The sequence below is a fragment of the Empedobacter sp. ULE_I140 genome (assembly GCF_053482575.1).
In genome coordinates this window covers 3,105,868-3,122,940 of the sequence record NZ_JBQMTX010000001.1, presented here as the reverse complement: position 1 = coordinate 3,122,940, position 17,073 = coordinate 3,105,868, and the positions used below count along the sequence as shown (strand labels likewise).

17 protein-coding genes and 1 pseudogene are annotated in these 17,073 nt (G+C 33.2%); 16 read left to right on the top strand and 2 right to left on the bottom strand.

Going from position 1 to position 17,073, the window contains the following annotated elements; translation table 11 throughout:
- Positions 1-17: 17 nt before the first annotated feature.
- From cysS to ACTS9J_RS15060, 5 genes are all read left to right on the top strand, one after another.
- A complete protein-coding gene (gene cysS / locus ACTS9J_RS15080) occupies positions 18-1,490 on the top strand; it encodes a cysteine--tRNA ligase (RefSeq protein WP_291096358.1) in 1,473 nt (490 codons plus the stop codon).
- Between the two features lie 95 nt (positions 1,491-1,585).
- Positions 1,586-3,514: a putative porin gene (locus ACTS9J_RS15075; RefSeq protein WP_291096357.1), complete on the top strand. Its 1,929-nt coding sequence runs from the start codon at positions 1,586-1,588 to the stop codon at positions 3,512-3,514.
- Positions 3,515-3,625: 111 nt separating this feature from the next.
- Positions 3,626-4,660, top strand: coding sequence for an alpha/beta hydrolase (locus ACTS9J_RS15070; protein ID WP_448344430.1), 1,035 nt, complete (start codon positions 3,626-3,628; stop codon positions 4,658-4,660).
- A 20-nt stretch (positions 4,661-4,680) separates the two neighbouring features.
- Positions 4,681-5,742 carry a DUF2891 domain-containing protein gene (locus ACTS9J_RS15065; RefSeq protein WP_448353427.1) on the top strand — a complete coding sequence of 354 codons (1,062 nt, stop codon included), beginning with the start codon at positions 4,681-4,683 and terminating at the stop codon, positions 5,740-5,742.
- Positions 5,743-5,826: 84 nt separating this feature from the next.
- Entirely contained in the window at positions 5,827-6,123 is a 297-nt protein-coding gene (locus tag ACTS9J_RS15060; RefSeq protein ID WP_448353426.1) for a hypothetical protein, read from the top strand.
- A gap of 78 nt (positions 6,124-6,201) precedes the next feature.
- Here the strand turns inward: ACTS9J_RS15060 and dusB are convergent, their stop codons facing one another.
- Positions 6,202-7,197 carry a tRNA dihydrouridine synthase DusB gene (gene dusB / locus ACTS9J_RS15055; protein ID WP_291091476.1) on the bottom strand — a complete coding sequence of 332 codons (996 nt, stop codon included), beginning with the start codon at positions 7,195-7,197 and terminating at the stop codon, positions 6,202-6,204.
- Positions 7,198-7,229: 32 nt separating this feature from the next.
- On the opposite strand from dusB, the gene ACTS9J_RS15050 reads away from it, so the two are divergent.
- The 8 genes from ACTS9J_RS15050 to atpG all read left to right on the top strand — a co-directional run bounded on the left by ACTS9J_RS15050 (position 7,230) and on the right by atpG (position 12,993).
- Positions 7,230-7,445, top strand: a complete 216-nt coding sequence (locus ACTS9J_RS15050) for an AtpZ/AtpI family protein (RefSeq protein ID WP_286496233.1) — start codon at positions 7,230-7,232, stop codon at positions 7,443-7,445.
- Positions 7,446-7,450: 5 nt separating this feature from the next.
- Entirely contained in the window at positions 7,451-7,831 is a 381-nt protein-coding gene (locus ACTS9J_RS15045; protein WP_291061157.1) for a hypothetical protein, read from the top strand.
- A gap of 78 nt (positions 7,832-7,909) precedes the next feature.
- On the top strand, positions 7,910-9,043 hold the full coding sequence (gene atpB, locus ACTS9J_RS15040; protein ID WP_291065329.1) for a F0F1 ATP synthase subunit A: 1,134 nt from the start codon (positions 7,910-7,912) through the stop codon (positions 9,041-9,043).
- Positions 9,044-9,098: 55 nt separating this feature from the next.
- Entirely contained in the window at positions 9,099-9,308 is a 210-nt protein-coding gene (atpE, locus tag ACTS9J_RS15035) for an ATP synthase F0 subunit C (RefSeq protein WP_013598300.1), read from the top strand.
- A gap of 97 nt (positions 9,309-9,405) precedes the next feature.
- On the top strand, positions 9,406-9,900 hold the full coding sequence (locus tag ACTS9J_RS15030) for a F0F1 ATP synthase subunit B (RefSeq protein WP_038335122.1): 495 nt from the start codon (positions 9,406-9,408) through the stop codon (positions 9,898-9,900).
- 2 nt (positions 9,901-9,902) lie between these two features.
- The gene (gene atpH / locus ACTS9J_RS15025) at positions 9,903-10,463 is read left to right on the top strand and encodes an ATP synthase F1 subunit delta (RefSeq protein WP_114997871.1); all 561 of its coding nucleotides are present in this window, start codon (positions 9,903-9,905) and stop codon (positions 10,461-10,463) included.
- A gap of 11 nt (positions 10,464-10,474) precedes the next feature.
- Entirely contained in the window at positions 10,475-12,049 is a 1,575-nt protein-coding gene (gene atpA, locus ACTS9J_RS15020; RefSeq protein WP_038335134.1) for a F0F1 ATP synthase subunit alpha, read from the top strand.
- Between the two features lie 71 nt (positions 12,050-12,120).
- Positions 12,121-12,993, top strand: a complete 873-nt coding sequence (gene atpG / locus ACTS9J_RS15015; protein WP_448353425.1) for an ATP synthase F1 subunit gamma — start codon at positions 12,121-12,123, stop codon at positions 12,991-12,993.
- A 399-nt stretch (positions 12,994-13,392) separates the two neighbouring features.
- Here atpG and glyA read toward each other — a convergent pair whose 3' ends face one another.
- A complete protein-coding gene (gene glyA, locus ACTS9J_RS15010) occupies positions 13,393-14,667 on the bottom strand; it encodes a serine hydroxymethyltransferase (RefSeq protein ID WP_135834919.1) in 1,275 nt (424 codons plus the stop codon).
- 563 nt (positions 14,668-15,230) lie between these two features.
- Here glyA and ACTS9J_RS15005 point away from each other — a divergent pair.
- The 3 genes and pseudogenes from ACTS9J_RS15005 to ACTS9J_RS14995 all read left to right on the top strand — a co-directional run bounded on the left by ACTS9J_RS15005 (position 15,231) and on the right by ACTS9J_RS14995 (position 17,071).
- Positions 15,231-16,286 carry an anhydro-N-acetylmuramic acid kinase gene (locus ACTS9J_RS15005; protein ID WP_291069036.1) on the top strand — a complete coding sequence of 352 codons (1,056 nt, stop codon included), beginning with the start codon at positions 15,231-15,233 and terminating at the stop codon, positions 16,284-16,286.
- A gap of 215 nt (positions 16,287-16,501) precedes the next feature.
- A pseudogene (locus tag ACTS9J_RS15000) lies at positions 16,502-16,837 on the top strand (alpha/beta fold hydrolase); the annotation flags it as partial.
- A gap of 27 nt (positions 16,838-16,864) precedes the next feature.
- Positions 16,865-17,071: an alpha/beta fold hydrolase gene (locus tag ACTS9J_RS14995; RefSeq protein WP_291091468.1), complete on the top strand. Its 207-nt coding sequence runs from the start codon at positions 16,865-16,867 to the stop codon at positions 17,069-17,071.
- Positions 17,072-17,073: the final 2 nt, after the last annotated feature.

Genomic DNA, 17,073 nt, shown 5'->3' with positions numbered 1-17,073 from the left:
AATATAAATCCTATAAAATGGTAAAAGAAAATCAATTAAAATTACATAATTCCTTAACGGGACAGAAAGAAACGTTCGAACCAATTAATCAAGATAATGTTGGAATGTATGTTTGTGGGCCTACCGTTTACAGTAATGTACATCTTGGGAATGTGCGTACGTTTATGTCGTTTGATATGATTTATCGTTACCTAAAATTTTTGGGTTACAAAGTTCGTTACGTTCGTAATATTACTGATGCTGGGCATTTAACAGATGATGGAAATGTAGAAAATGATCGTTTTGTAAAACAATCTAAATTAGAGAAATTAGAACCAATGGAAATCGTACAGAAGTATACAGTTGATTTTCATAAAGTTTTAGAAAAATTTAATTTACTCCCTCCAACAATCGAGCCTACAGCAACGGGGCATATTTTAGAACAAATTGCTTTAGCGGAAAAATTAATTGATTTAGGATTTGCTTATGAAGTAAATGGATCAGTTTATTTTGATGTGGAAGCTTACAACAAAAAAGGACTTGATTATGGTGAATTGAGTAATCGTAACATCGAAGAATTAATCAATAATACAAGAGATTTAGACGGGCAAGGAGAGAAAAAAAATCCTGTGGATTTTGCACTTTGGAAAAATGCTTCGCCTGCTCATATTATGCGTTGGGCTTCACCTTGGGGAGATGGTTTTCCTGGTTGGCACTTAGAATGTACAGTGATGAGTACAAAATATCTTGGAGATTATTTCGATATTCATGGAGGTGGAATGGATCTTAAATTCCCTCACCACGAATGTGAAATTGCGCAAGCAAAAGGTTCTAATGGACACGAGCCAGTAAAATATTGGATGCATGCAAATATGTTGACGATGAATGGTCAGCGTATGAGTAAATCGACAGGGAATTACATTTTGCCAATGCAATTAGTGAATGGTGAAAATGATTTCTTCGAAAAACCATTTCATCCTGCTGTTGTACGTTTTTGTTTCTTACAAGCGCATTATCGCAGTGTTTTAGATATTTCAAATGATGCAATGTTAGCTTCAGAAAAAGGATATAATCGTTTGGTTGAAGCATTGAAAACATTAGAAATAATTACACCAAAGAAAACTTCTACTGTTAATATTAATGAATTAGAAGCGAAATTATACACCGCTATGGATGATGATTTCAATACGCCGATATTAATCGCACATTTATTTGATGCAGTGAAAATGATTAACTCAATCAAAGATAGTTTCGAGAATATTACAGCAGAAGATTTAGAACGTTTAAAAGCAATTATGAATGGTTTTGTTCATGATGTTTTAGGTTTAGATACAGAAGCTGCAAACGAAAGTTCTGACAAATTAGATGGTGTAGTAAAAATGCTAATAGAAATGCGTAATCAGGCACGTGTGGATAAAAATTGGGCTTTATCTGATCAGATTCGTGATGAATTAAGTGTATTAGGTATCCAACTAAAAGATGGCGCTGACGGTACTACTTTCACTTTTTAAGAAAGATTTATAAAATATTTAACCCACTTAGAAATAAGTGGGTTTTTTTGTATCTCTCAATTTTAGATTACTTTTGTAAGGATTTATTCAACAGGATGAAAAAAACAATCATTGGTTTATTTTTATTAGGAGCTGTTGTAGCGCAAGCTCAGGAGGATTCAATAAAAGTTTTAAAACCATTAAAAGGATCATCAACAAATGATTCGGTTACATATTATAAAACCAAAATAGACGATTATAAGTTTTGGACAAATGGCAGAAAACCAGAGGTTTTGGATACGACATTAAGTATCAAAAACTATTATAATCAAAATTTTATTCGCAATGATGCGTTCGGAAAATTATTTTTTCCGAATGTTGGTGGTGTAGTGGTGGATTTGGAGTATCAAAATACGCCATTCAATCCGTCGATGTTACCAACTGGTAAAAAATACAATTATTATTATGCAAATGATATCAAATATTATGATGTCAAAACGCCATATACCGAGTTTATTTACGAGAATGGTGTTAAAGAAGGTAACTTTTTGTCTTCAACATTTTCGCATAATTTCAACAAGCAATTCAATTATACGTTTCATTATCGTGGATTAATTTCCGAAGGTCGTTATCGTCATGAAAAAGCGCAGAATAATACGTTTGTTTTTTCGTCAAACTATAAAACAAAATCAGAGCGTTTCAAATTGTGGTGGAATTATGCAGCGCAAAATCTGAAAAATAATGAAAACGGAGGAATAGAAGATATCAACGATTTTATTTTGCAAGATGAGCGCAGAATGACGAATGTTCGTAATATTCCGGTGAATTCCCAAACAGCAAAATCTGAGTTTGATGCACGTCGAATAGAATTGAATGCTTCGTACGGAATCTTAAAAAAGATGAATGAAAAAGATTCGACTTTTTATAATCCAATCGAATTGAAGAATAAATTTTCGTACGAAAAACAAAAGTATCGCTACGAGGATACGTCACCAAACGGAACTTTATATTCTACGCCGATTATTACTGGAACGGATTATAGAAGTAAAAAGAGTTTTACAGATTTATCCAATACGACAACAGCTGGTTTTCAGTGGACAGATCGTGTGAAGATAGAGGCTGGTGTTAAATTCCAGAATTTACGCGTTTTTGCTGATCAAGCCATGACGATTGTTGCAGTTCCAAAGCAAATAGAGGAAAATCTTTTTGGAGTTGTTGGAAAAGTGGATTTTGATTGGAATGAAAAATTGAAACTTTATGGTAATGTTGAATATTTGCAATCTGATAATTACAAAAGTGTTTATAATGTAGATGCAGTTTTAGATGTGACGCCGATAGAAGGTTATACATTGAGCGCAGGAGCGGTTATTCAGTCAAAACTTCCTTCGTTGAATGCGGTTTACAATCAAAGTTTCTTTAATAATTTTAACTACGTTAATAAATTTGAAACCGAAAATGTTCAAAATCTTTTTGCAAAATTAAAGTTAGATAAAGTCAACACGACTTTAGAAGCCTCAATTTATAATATTGACAATAAAGTATTTTTGAATGAAATTTTGAATTATGAGCAATTGGCGGATAATATCAATTATTTCAAGATAAAAGGTGAAAATCATTTACGTTTCGGAAAGATTAATTTAGTTTCGACAGCGCAATATCAAAAAGTAACGAAAAACGAAGAATATATGCCTTTGCCAGATTTCTTGATTCGTGAAACATTGTATTGGCAAGGAGAATTATTCAACAAGAATGCTCAATTGCAAGCTGGTATAAATGCAACTTATTTTACAAAATACAATGGTTTGCGTTACATCCCGATTCTTAATGAATTTGCGTTGCAAGATCCAGCAAGTATACAAGAGATTGGAGGTTATCCTATTTTGGATGTTTTTATCAATTTCAAGGTTCGTAATATGCGTTTTTACATTCGTGGTGAGCATATCAATGCATCGTTTACAAAACAACCTGATTATTTTGCAGCGCCAAATGTTCCGTATCGAGATTTCAAATTTCAACTTGGCTTGAAATGGAATATTTTTAGTTAATTAATTAAAAATTATATAGAAAAAAAGCGACTTCTTGATGAGGTCGTTTTTCTGTCCAAAATCATTTGTATAGAATAATTCTAAATAACTATTTTTAGGAAAATTTTATACATGAAAAAATTCCTACTTTTATTTTGTTTGATTTTCTCTCAAATCGGTTTTTCGCAAGAAAAATTATCAATTGCTGAAATCCAAAAAATAAATTCTAAAATCTTAAGTACTGAACGAGAAATTTGGGTGAATCTTCCTGAATCGTATTCTAATAATAAACTTCAAAAAGTAAATTATCCTGTGATTTATGTGTTAGATGCCGAATCTAATTTTACGTTTTTAACAGGCGTAGTTTCTAAGTTTCAATCGGGTTTTTATCCAGAAATGCCCGAATCGATCATTGTCGGAATTACAAATAAAAATGGTGATCGAACAAAAGATTTTACACATGTAAACGATGTTAATTTCCTCAATTTTATTCAAACTGAATTGTTCCCTTTTATGCAGAAAAATTATCGTGTGAATGATTTTCGTTTGTTAATTGGACATTCTTTAGGTGGGTATTTTGCGTTGAAAACATTGTACAACCATCCCAAAACTTTCAATGGATATGTTGCGCACGATCCAAGTATTTGGTTTAATGACAAAGAATTATTGAATCTTTATCAGAATTTAGAAAATCATTCTTTTGAGAATCGATTTTTGATGATAACACAAGTTGGTGAAAGTCAAAATGCAGATCATTTACGTGACCATTATCAAAGTATAAAAAAGGTGGACGAACGTTTGAAATCTTCGATGAATAAATCGTTGAATTATCATTATAAACAATATGTTGACGAAGAACATGGTTCGGTTCCGATGATTGGCTCGATTGATTATTTGCGTTGGCAGTTTGATGGTTATCGTGTGAATATTAAAGAGATTCCGAATCAACCAAATTTAGTGAAAGAATCGTTTGAAACGTTCTCAAAAAAGCTAAATTATACGTTTCAACCAACGGAAACGTATATTAACAATGTTGCAAATTATTTGGTAAAACAAAAGAAAAATGATTTAGCAAAGCAGTTTTTTGAGCAAAATGTGAAAAATTTTCCTGAAAGTTTACAAGCAAAAGAAGAATTGAAAAAATTCTTGTACTCGAATAAAAATTAGTAATTTGGTAAAAACATTTGATGAAAAAATTACTCTATTTAACAACTTTATTGACGACGACTGCTTTTTCCCAAGAATTACACTTAGATCAAGCCAAAAAAATATTTGATTTACCAACGCATTGTATCAAGACTGAGTATCCTAATAAACTAGGAAATGTTTTGGGAAGTGATCAGGATTTGAAAACGCCAAAGCAATTGCGTCCAATTTTTTATGGTTGTTTTGATTGGCATTCGTCTGTACATGGATTTTGGTCGATTGTGAAATTGATGAAAGATTTTCCTGAATTGGATCAAAATAATCAGGTTAGAAATGAGTTAAATCAATTGATTACAGCAGAAAATGTTGCGGTTGAAATGACCTTTTTCAATGATAAAAATAACAAGAATTTCGAACGTACTTATGGTTGGGCATGGTTGTTACAATTGCAAATGGAATTGAATAATTGGCAAGATAAAGATGCACAAGTTTGGGCAAAAAATCTGAAACCTTTGAGTGATTTGATTATTGTTCGATACAAAGAATATTTGCCGAAATTGGTTTATCCAATTCGTACAGGAACGCATGACAATACGGCGTTTGGTTTGAGTTTAGCGATAGATTATGCACGTTCTGTGAATGATAAAACATTCGAAAAAGTGATTATTGATAATGCTAATCGTCTTTATTTAAAAGATAAAAGTTGCAATATTGCTTTCGAACCAAGTGGGTCAGATTTTCTTTCGGCTTGTTTGGAAGAAGCGTTAATTATGTCTAAAATTCAACAAAATGATGAGTATAAAAAATGGTTAAAAGGATTTTTGCCTCAGTTACAAAAAAAGAATTTTGACTTGAAACCTGGTGTAGTTTCGGATCGTACGGATGGGCAATTGGTTCATTTGGATGGTTTGAATTTTAGTCGTGCAACGGCTTTGTATCAAATTTCTGCAAAATTACCAGAGTTAAATTATTTGAATGATTGGGCAAATCATCATTTCAATTACTCGTTCAATAATATTTCGAACGATGATTATATGGGGAGTCATTGGTTGGGAACTTTTGCACTTTATGCACTGAAAACCAAACACGAAACTAAAAATTAGCTAATAATAGGGATTTTATAACGATAGAATTGAATCTAAATTTGTTTCAAACAAAACTAATACGAAACATTAAATTTTAATTCTATGAAAAAATATTTTTATATCGTCATTGCAGTTTTAGGTCTTGCAGCATTCGGATTTAGTCAATATTCGAAAAGTCAATTAGAAGATCAATTGGCTAAAACAGGGAAATGTGTAGAAGGTATTGTTGTGGAAACTAGCGGAACATTTAAACGTCCGAAAGCAACTATACAATATCCTGTGAATGATGAAGTTTATGAAGTTAATTTACGATCTAGAGCAGACGTGGACGAAGTTGTATTGATGAAATATGATACGCTGAATCCAGAAGAAGTGTTGCTTGTAGATAATTGTAATTAATTATAGTCTCAAGTTTAAATGAAAAATCCACCAAGTTTTTTGGTGGATTTTTTTATAGTGATGAATTATTTCTAACGATTAAATTTCTTCTAATGTTGGAATAAATTCTTCTTCAATTTCTTTGAAAGTAGCTTCCAAATCAACCAAATTATCTTGTGTGACTAATTTTGTACGATAAGGTTTGAAATTAGGAATTCCTTTGAAATAATTGGTATAATGCATACGTGTTTCCAAAATTCCAGTTCGTTCTCCTTTCCAATCAATCGCCCAATTTAAGTGGTTTTTAGCCGCTTCCATTCGTTCTACAATTGTTGGTTCTGGTAACAATTCTCCTGTTTCTCGATAATGTTTAATTTGCTCGAAAATCCAAGGGTAACCAATCGCCGCACGACCAATCATCACACCATCAACACCGTATTTTTCTTTGTATTCTATTGCTTTTTGAGGCGAATCGATATCTCCGTTTCCAAAAATTGGAATTTCTATATTTGGATTAGCTTTTACTTTTGCAATCGGTTCCCAGTCTGCATTTCCTTTATACATTTGTGTACGTGTTCGACCGTGAATTGACAAGGCTTTGATACCTGTTTCTTGCAAACGTTCTGCAACTTCATAAATGTTAATCGAGTCAGAATCCCAACCCAAACGCGTTTTTACAGTAACTGGTAAATGTGTACTTTCAACAACAGATTTTGTTAAACGTACCATCAAATCTATATCTTTTAATACACCAGCTCCAGCGCCTTTACAAACCACTTTTTTTACAGGACATCCAAAGTTAATATCAACAATATCAGGCTGAACAGTCTCGACAATTTTAGCTGACATAGCCATGGCTTCTTCATCTCCACCAAAAATCTGAATACCAATAGGACGTTCGTAATCAAAAATATCTAATTTTTGACGACTTTTTATTGCATCACGAATCAATCCTTCAGATGAAATAAACTCTGTATACATCAAGTCTGCACCATGCATTTTGCATAGGCGACGAAATGGCGGGTCACTCACATCTTCCATTGGTGCAAGCAATAAAGGGAAGTCTGGTAATTCTATGTTTCCTATCTTTACCACGAAATAATTTTTTGCAAAATTACATAAAACTTATGAAAGAAGAACGAAAGTCCGAAGGTGTAAATCAATATTTAAAATTTTCTGCGATGGGAATACAGATGGCGGTAACGATTGCGTTATTTGCTTGGTTAGGAACATTTTTGGATAAAAAAATGGAAACAGAGAAGCCATTATGGACGGCTGGCTTATCTTTGCTGGGAGTTTTTGCAGGATTATATTTGATGTTGAAGCAATTACCAAAAAAGTAATTTTAATGATTAAGAAATTTATTCTTTTAGCACTTTCTTTTATTGCAATGGTTGCAATTTTTTGTGGTATTCATTACGCAATTGTTGAGCATTATAATTTTAGCGAAAATCCGCTAATTGTTCCAAAAATGTATTTAATAATTGGATTAATTACATTAATGATTTTGCAAGTTGGTTGTTTTGTGAAGATAAAATTTCCAGAATATGTTGGTTTTGCCTTTATGGGAGGGATGATTGCGAAGATGGCAATTGTATTAGCATTGATTGTTGTGAATGAACAAATTAAATTAAATGTTGTGCAATTAATTATAAGTTATTTTGTAATTTTGCTAGCCGAAGTTTTAGTGTTTATTCGCTTAATTAATTTAAAGTTAAAAAAAGTTTAATGATTTTTAGCATTTGACTTTGGTAAGTGGTTAATTTACTATAATTTTGCACGCAATTTAGAAACAAAGGAATTATACATGAAATTTTCAGCGTTATTAGCGTTTTTATTACTTTTCAATTTCGGATTTGCCTCTACAGCGGTTCCGCACGAAAGTCTTCCAAAAACGTTTGAGGAGTTAATTAAAAGTGAGCAAGTAAAAAGTCAAGAGGAAGCTGCTAAAGTGAAATCTGGCGAATCTACATTTAACCCAGTGCCAGGTATCATGCATCACATTGCAGATGCACACGATTGGCATTTATGGGGAGAAGGAGAAAAAAGTGTAGGAGTTGCATTACCTGTTATTTTATGGGATAATGGTTTACAAGTTTTTATGTCTTCTAAATTTCACCACAACGAAGCGGTTGTTGAGAGTAACGGAAATTACTACATCAACTACCACGAAAAAATCTACAAAACAGATGCGCAAGGTACAATCAAACCTCACGTAGATGAAAAAGGAGCTATTCATTTAGAAAATGAAAAACCATTAGATTTTTCTATTACGAAAAACGTAACATCAATGTTAATCTCTTTCGTTATTTTAATCTTAGTTTTCTCTGCAGTTGCATCAAACTACAAAAAAGGAAATATGGTACCAAAAGGTATCGCAGGATTTATCGAGCCAATTATTCTTTTTGTTCGTGATGAAGTAGCGATTCCAAATATTGGTGAGAAAAAATACGCGAAATTTATGCCTTATTTATTAACGTTATTTTTCTTCATTTGGATCAATAATTTATTAGGATTGTTACCAGGTGCAGCTAACGTTACAGGTAATATCGCAGTTACATTTGTATTAGCATTAATCGCATTAATCGTAATTAATTTCTCAGGAAACAAAGGTTACTGGGGACATATGTTATGGATGCCAGGTGTACCGGTTCCAGTAAAATTAATCTTAGCTCCAATTGAGTTAATCGGGATTATTACAAAACCTTTCGCCTTAATGATTCGTTTATTTGCGAACATTACAGCAGGTCACATTATTATTATGTCGTTAATTTCGTTAATCTTTATTTTCCAAACAGAAGCTATGGCAGGTGGATCTATTCCATTAGCGTTATTTATCTACTGTTTAGAGTTATTAGTAGCCGCACTACAAGCGTTCGTATTCACAATGTTAGTTTCGTTATTCATCGGAACAGCAGTAGCAGAACACGATCATCATTAAGAATAGAACATAAAAAAACAATAAAATAATTTTTTAATAATTAAATACAATTATCATGACAGGAAGTATTGCAGCAATCGGAGCTGGTTTAGCAGTTTTAGGAGTTGGTTTAGGTATCGGTAAAATCGGTGGATCAGCTATGGAAGGAATCGCTAGACAACCAGAAGCGGCTTCAAAAATTCAAACAGCTATGATTATCGCAGCAGCCTTAATCGAGGGTGCAGGTTTATTCGGTATCGTAGTTGCGTTATTAGGTAACGGATAATATTTGAATTAAAAATTAGCTTCAATAACGGTTGGTTGTTGAAGCTAATTCATTAAAAAATTAATTAGTAAAAAATAAAATTTAATACATACACACAATGGATTTAATTACACCTTCAGTTGGTCTTATTTTTTGGACTGCGGTCGTATTTATCATCTTATTAGTATTGTTAAGATCATTAGCTTGGAAACCAATTCTATCTGCAGTTAAAGAAAGAGAACAATCTATCGAGGATGCATTAAACGCAGCTAAAAAAGCGAAAGAAGAGATGGCTTTATTAAACGCTCAAAACGAGAAAATCATGAAAGAAGCTCGTGCTGAACGTGATGCTATCTTGAAAGAAGCGCGTGAAATGAAAGAAAATATCATCAACGAGGCGAAAAATTCTGCAACTGTAGAAGCAAACAAATTAATTGAAAATGCTAAGTCAGCTATCCAAAATGAAAAAGCATCAGCTATGGCTGATATCAAAAATCAAGTTGGACAGTTGTCAATTGAAATTGCTGAAAAAATCTTAACTAAAGAATTGTCAGATAAATCTGCACAAGAAGCTTTAGTGAATGATGTTATTGATCAAGTTAAATTCAATTAATCATGGCAGGATTCAGAGCAGCACATAGATATGCTAAAGGTTTGATGGAGTTTGCGAATGGAGCAAGCCAAACAGACGTAGTGTATGCTGAAATGAATGATGTTCGCAAAGTCATTAAAGAGAATGATGATTTAAGAGTTTTCTTAAATTCTCCAGTGATTGATGCAAAGAAAAAAGAAGCTGTATTGAGTGAGATTTTCAAATCTTTATCAAAAACTTCTCAAACATTCATTTCGTTAGTCGTAAGACATGGTAGAGAAAATATTTTGTCTAAAATTGCAGATCAGTTTATTTCATTATACGATTTAGCAAATAATATTGTAACAGCAGAAATTACTTCGGCAGTACAATTAGATCAAAATACAATTGATAATATTGTAGCAAAAGCAAAACAAACTTTAGCTACAAATAGTCAAGTAAAAGTAGAGAACAAAATTGATGCATCTTTAATTGGAGGTTTCGTTTTAAAAATAGGAAACAATCAAGTTGATTCGTCAATCAAAACTAAGTTAGCTACATTAAAAAAAGATTTTTCGAAAAACGAATACATTCCTAAATTTTAAATATTTCAGAAATGCCAGAAATAAATCCAGCTGAAGTTTCAGCTATATTAAAACAACAACTTACAAGCTTTGATTCATCAGTTGAATTAGCAGAAGTAGGAACCGTTCTAACTGTTGGGGATGGTATTGCTCGTGTTTACGGGTTAGACAATGCTCAATACGGAGAATTAGTAGAATTCTCAAACGGGTTAGAAGGAATGGTACAAAACCTTGAAGAAGACAACGTAGGTATTGTACTTTTCGGACCTTCAAAAGGTATTAAAGAAGGTGACACTGTAAAACGTACAAACAAAATTGCATCTATTAACGTAGGTGAAGGAATGTTAGGACGTGTTGTAGATATGTTAGGAAATCCTATCGATGGTAAAGGACCAATCGAAGGACAATTATATGAAATGCCTATCGAGCGTAAAGCTCCTGGGGTTATCTATCGTCAACCAGTAAACGAACCATTACAAACTGGTATCGTTTCTATTGACTCGATGATTCCAATTGGACGTGGACAACGTGAGTTAATCATTGGTGACCGTCAAACAGGTAAAACTTCTGTTGCTTTAGATGCAATCTTAAATCAAAAAGAGTTTTACGATAGAGGTGAAACAGTTTTCTGTATCTATGTTGCAGTAGGACAAAAAGGTTCTACAGTAGCAGGTATCATGAAAACATTACAAGACCACGGTGCAGATAAATATACAGTAGTAGTTGCTGCTAATGCATCTGATCCAGCTCCAATGCAAGTATATGCTCCAATGGCAGGTGCTGCAATCGGAGAGTATTTCCGTGACTCTGGTCGTCCAGCGTTAATTGTTTATGATGATTTATCTAAACAAGCCGTTGCATACCGTGAGGTGTCTTTATTATTACGTCGCCCACCAGGACGTGAAGCATATCCTGGAGACGTTTTCTACTTACACTCTCGTTTATTAGAGCGTGCTGCAAAAGTAATCAAAGATGATGCAATTGCATCTCAAATGAATGATTTACCAGAATCTATGAAAGGTATCGTAAAAGGTGGTGGTTCTTTAACTGCTTTACCAATTATCGAAACTCAAGCTGGTGACGTTTCTGCATATATCCCAACAAACGTAATTTCGATTACAGATGGACAAATCTTCTTAGAGTCTGATTTATTCAACTCAGGTGTTCGTCCAGCGATCAACGTAGGTATCTCTGTATCTCGTGTTGGTGGTTCTGCACAAACAAAACCAATGAAAAAAGTATCTGGTACATTAAAATTAGACCAAGCACAATACCGTGAGTTAGAAGCTTTCGCGAAATTTGGTTCTGATTTAGATGCAGCTACAATGAACGTAATTGGTAAAGGTGAACGTAACGTTGAGTTATTAAAACAAGGTGTTAACGCTCCAATTCCAGTAGAAGAACAAGTAGCAGTTATTTATGCGGGTACTAACGGTATGTTGAAAAACGTTCCAGTTAACCAAGTGAAAGAGTGGCAAGCTGACTTTGTTGAGTTAATGCGCAACAAATATGCAGACACTTTAACATCTATCCGTTTAGGTAAATGGACTGATGAAATTATGGATGTATTGAAGAAAGTTATCACAGAAACTACTTCTAAATACTAATAAAATATAAATGAAACTTAGAGGTTTCCGAATCTCTAAGTTCCTTTTAATCCTTCATCTCAAATAGAATTATGCCAAATTTAAAAGATATACGTAACCGTATTACTTCTGTAGGTTCTACAATGCAGATTACAAGTGCTATGAAATTAGTTTCTGCTGCAAAACTAAAACGTGCTACAGATTCTATCGTACAGTTACGTCCTTATGCAGATAAATTACGTGAACTTTTACAAAATGTAAGTTCTACTTTAGAAGCTGAAGTAGGAGGTGCATTAACAGAAGAGCGCGAAGTTAATAAAGTACTTTTAGTCGTTATTAACTCGAATAGAGGTTTATGTGGAGGATACAACTCAAGCATCATCAAAAAAGTAAATGCGTTATTAGCTGGCGAATTAGCAAGTAAACACGTAGAGATTTTAGCAATTGGTAAAAAAGCTAATGATACTTTTAGTAAAACACAAACTATCTATAAAAATGCATCAAGCATTTGGGATAATTTAAATTTTGCAGATGTGGCTGAAATTGCAGACGATTTAGTAGAGAAATTTACTGTAGGTGACTTTGATCAAATCAGAATTATCTACAATCAATTTCAAAATGCAGCTGTTCAAATTGTACAAGACGAACAATTTTTACCAGTCGTTTTAGAGAAAACTGAAGAAGAAGCAAACAATTCAGCAGAGTTAGATTATATCTTCAACCCTTCGAAAGAAGAAATTTTAAGAGACTTGATCCCTCAAACGTTGAAAACGCAATTATTCAAAGCCATATTAGATGCTAACGCTTCTGAACATGGAGCACGTATGACTGCAATGCATAAAGCAACAGACAACGCAAGCGAATTACAAAAAGGATTGAAAATTCAATACAACAAAGCTCGTCAAGCTGCTATTACAAACGAGATCTTAGAGATCGTTGGTGGTGCAGAAGCATTGAATGCGTAAAAACAAAGACTTATCTTATTTTTAAATAGAAAAGCAACTTCATCTCGAAGTTGCTTTTTTTTATAATGTTTACTTTAGATTATAAAGAAGTAATAAACACTTTTGAATAATTATTCTTTAACATATGTATTGAAGAAATACTTCTACTTAGTTATTACTTTATTCAGGATGATAATTTTTGTAATCATATATCTAATTAGAATTCTCATTATTTTATTCTTTTTATAAATTAAAATGAAATAAATTATTTCCTCAAGACATTTCAATAAAAACGTCAAGTGATTTTACCTAAAAGCTAAGGTGGTTTTGATTAAAACGTCTCGACATTTTATATCAAACAAAAAGTCCTAAGAAATACTCAGGACTTTTCTATTGTTATCATCGAAACTAAGTTTCTATTTATTTCATTTGAAATAATGGGCGAGAAGACATGAACTCGTTTACACGATCTGCAACTCCATCAATGATTTCTTCGTTATCAATATTCATTAATACTTCGTCAATCAAGTCAGCAACAGTTTGCATATCTGCTTCAACCAACCCACGAGTTGTTACAGCTGCCGTACCCAAACGAATCCCCGATGTAACGAAAGGAGATTTATCATCGAAAGGAACCATGTTTTTGTTACAAGTGATTTCTGCCAAAACTAAAGCGTTTTCTGCTTGTTTCCCAGAAATACCTTTGTTACGTAAGTCGATCAACATACAGTGATTATCTGTACCTCCAGAAACAATGTCATAACCTTTTGCAACCAATGCCGCAGCCAAAGCCTTCGCATTCTTCACAACTTGTACAATATAGTCCATATAACCGTCAGATAAAGCCTCTTCAAAAGCAACAGCTTTAGACGCGATTACATGCTCCAAAGGCCCACCTTGTGTACCAGGGAACACTGCTCCGTTCAAGATTTGAGACATCATTTTCACTTCACCTTTAGGAGTTTTTGCTCCCCAAGGGTTCTCAAAATCTTTCCCCATCATAATGACTCCACCACGAGGACCACGTAAAGTTTTGTGAGTTGTCGTCGTTACGATATGACAATGAGGCATAGGATCGTTTAAGATTCCGCGGGCAATTAACCCAGCAGGATGCGAGATATCAGCCAATAACAAAGCACCAACTTCATCAGCTACCTCACGAAATTTAGCATAATCTATGTCTCTTGAGTATGCCGAAGCACCACAAATTATCATTTGAGGCTTCTCTTTACGAGCAGTTTCTGCCATAGCTTCGTAGTCAATTCTCCCCGTCTCTTTGTCCACTCCATAGAAAGAAGTTTGGTAAGTTAACCCAGAAAAGTTAACAGGAGAACCGTGAGTTAAGTGCCCTCCGTGCGATAAATCGAATCCTAAGATCTTGTCTCCTGGTTTCAAACATGCTAAGTAAACAGCTGCATTTGCCTGAGATCCTGAGTGAGGTTGCACATTCGCATACTCTGCATTAAACAACGCTTTCAAACGATCAATTGCAATAGTTTCTACTTCGTCTACAACTTCGCAACCACCGTAGTAGCGCTTTCCAGGATAACCTTCTGCATATTTATTTGTCAAAACAGAACCCATCGCGCGCATTACGTTGTCCGAAACAAAGTTTTCTGATGCGATTAATTCAATTCCATTCAGTTGTCTTTCTTTTTCTTCTTCAATCAAATCGAAGATTACATCTTGTGCCATGTTTTGTTTGTATTAATTGTGTTTCAAATATAAGCTTTTATCATTAGAATTTCTAACTGATATATTCGCAATAACCTAAGAATTATCAAAACAATTTTTCTAATGATTTGGGCGTTCCCTTCGGGCGGGCTATTCGTTGCAATCTTTGCGTTGCAACTCCGCTATCGCTTCGTTTCACGCAAAGGATTTCCACTACTATCCCTAACGCATCTCGAGTTGTGAGTAATAAGTTCTGAGTTTTGAGTAATAATATTTATACTTTTTTCAGAATCATACCTTATTAATAATTGAAAACTAATTTACTTATTCAAAGGAATTTCAAATGACCTTTCAATAAAAAGGCATTAAAAAAATGAAGAAATTCGAAGCGATAAAAAAGATTTAACCGATAGGTTTTTAAATCTTTTCGCGTAGAATTAATCATTTTCAGCCGATTTATTGAGGTCTTGATTTTTTTGTTTCGTTTTTTCATCAAGGAAAAAATGAAAGATGGTTTCTTAGATATTTAAAATTTCTAATTTCTAAACCAACCAACTATCAATTTCTCTCATTAAATTTACAGCATGAAAAACCCTACTTTTTGCATTGGTTTAATGTCTGGAACTTCGTTAGATGGTTTGGATATTTGCTATGTACGATTTGATGGTAACCAACATTTCGAAATTTTACATGCCGAAACTATAGATTATTCATCCGATTGGCGAACAAAACTAACAGAAGCTTTTCAATATTCGGCAATGGATTTATGCCAACTAGATGTAGAGTATGGTTATTTTCTTGGAGAACAAGTAAAAGAATTTATTCATAAAAATAAGATTAGAAAAGTAGATTTTGTTGCATCTCACGGGCAAACTATTTTTCATCAACCGCAGAAATCATTCACTTTGCAAATAGGAAATGGTTTAGCAATTGCGTCGCGTTGTCAACAAAAAGTGGTGTGCGATTTCAGAACACAAGACGTTATTTTAGGAGGACAAGGAGCGCCTTTGGTTCCGATTGGGGACGAATTATTATTTTCTAACTATGATGCATGTTTAAACCTTGGAGGTTTTTCTAACATTTCGATGAATAGAAATGGAAAACGAATTGCATTTGATATCTGCCCAATTAATATTGTCTTGAATCATTATGCAAAACAACTCGGTTTTGATTTTGATAAAAATGGAGAACGAGCAGAACAAGGACATATTAATATCGCATTAGTTGAAGAATTGAATCTTTTGAATTTTTATCATCAACCTTTCCCAAAATCATTAGGTTTTGAATGGGTTATGAATGAGTTTTTAACAATTGTTGATAAGTACGATATTTCTATCGAAGATAAGCTGAGAAGTTGTGTGGAGCATTTCGTAATTCAAATTAAAAATACCTTTGCTTTATATGATATCAACAACGTGTTGATAACTGGAGGAGGAGTTCGAAATACATTTTTTATCAATCGTTTAGGAGAATTATCAACTGTTGAAATCATTATTCCAACTGATAATTTAATCGATTTTAAAGAAGCCTTAATATTTGCATTCCTTGGTTATCGTCGTGTTTATAACGAAATAAATTGTTTGGCATCTGTAACAGGAGCGAGCAAAGACCATTCGTCTGGAATTATATATCACTTATAAAGTCTATCTAAATAATAGAGTTTAAAAAATATTTTATTTACATTTATTCGATAACCAAGAATAAATGCGATATGAAATATTCGAAAAATAAAGATGTTATTTTACTTCATAGCTTATTTGGAAGCCTTAGTAATTGGGGAAATGTTATCAAGAATATTGAAATAAATTATAATGTTTAAACGCCAACATTTCCTTTATTTTCTACACATTTCAAAAGAAATTCACTTCAAAATTTAGTTCAATTTCTAGAAAATTATATTCAATCTAATAAAATTGAAAATCCAATATTAATTGGAAATTCTTTGGGCGGTCATGTTGTACTGCTGTATGCGTTGGCACATCCAAATTTGTTTGATAAATTGATTTTAGCTGGAAGTTCAGGTTTGTATGAAAGCAATTTGCAGGCTTCTTTTGTGCGTGTGCGAGATTACGAGTATATCAAAAATAAGGTAGAAGATGTTTTTGAAACAAAAAATGTTGTAACAAAAGAGTTGGTTGATGATGTTTTTTCGGCCGCTAATACGCCTACAAAAGCTTTGTCTATAATTTAAATTGCGCGAGATGCAAAGCGACAAAATTTGAAACATCTTTTACATAAAATAGATCAGCCAGTTTTATTGGTTTGGGGAAAACAAGATATTGTGACACCGCCAAATGTTGCTGAAGAGTTTTTTGCACATTTACCTAATGCAAAATTAGCTTATATCGATCATTGTGGTCATGTGCCGATGATGGAGCAGCCGATACTTTTTAATCAACATATTAATCAATTTTTAAGTGCTTAAAA

Coding starts and splice junctions, on each gene's coding strand:
- ACTS9J_RS15030 (WP_038335122.1), top strand. CDS start 9,406: ATGGATTTAATTACACCTTCAGTTGGTCTTATTTTTTGGACTGCGGTC.
- ACTS9J_RS15060 (WP_448353426.1), top strand. CDS start 5,827: ATGAAAAAATATTTTTATATCGTCATTGCAGTTTTAGGTCTTGCAGCA.
- glyA (WP_135834919.1), bottom strand. CDS start 14,667: ATGGCACAAGATGTAATCTTCGATTTGATTGAAGAAGAAAAAGAAAGA.
- atpB (WP_291065329.1), top strand. CDS start 7,910: ATGAAATTTTCAGCGTTATTAGCGTTTTTATTACTTTTCAATTTCGGA.
- atpE (WP_013598300.1), top strand. CDS start 9,099: ATGACAGGAAGTATTGCAGCAATCGGAGCTGGTTTAGCAGTTTTAGGA.
- atpA (WP_038335134.1), top strand. CDS start 10,475: ATGCCAGAAATAAATCCAGCTGAAGTTTCAGCTATATTAAAACAACAA.
- ACTS9J_RS15075 (WP_291096357.1), top strand. CDS start 1,586: ATGAAAAAAACAATCATTGGTTTATTTTTATTAGGAGCTGTTGTAGCG.
- ACTS9J_RS15005 (WP_291069036.1), top strand. CDS start 15,231: ATGAAAAACCCTACTTTTTGCATTGGTTTAATGTCTGGAACTTCGTTA.
- atpG (WP_448353425.1), top strand. CDS start 12,121: ATGCCAAATTTAAAAGATATACGTAACCGTATTACTTCTGTAGGTTCT.
- ACTS9J_RS15050 (WP_286496233.1), top strand. CDS start 7,230: ATGAAAGAAGAACGAAAGTCCGAAGGTGTAAATCAATATTTAAAATTT.
- ACTS9J_RS15045 (WP_291061157.1), top strand. CDS start 7,451: ATGATTAAGAAATTTATTCTTTTAGCACTTTCTTTTATTGCAATGGTT.
- cysS (WP_291096358.1), top strand. CDS start 18: ATGGTAAAAGAAAATCAATTAAAATTACATAATTCCTTAACGGGACAG.
- ACTS9J_RS15065 (WP_448353427.1), top strand. CDS start 4,681: ATGAAAAAATTACTCTATTTAACAACTTTATTGACGACGACTGCTTTT.
- ACTS9J_RS15070 (WP_448344430.1), top strand. CDS start 3,626: ATGAAAAAATTCCTACTTTTATTTTGTTTGATTTTCTCTCAAATCGGT.
- atpH (WP_114997871.1), top strand. CDS start 9,903: ATGGCAGGATTCAGAGCAGCACATAGATATGCTAAAGGTTTGATGGAG.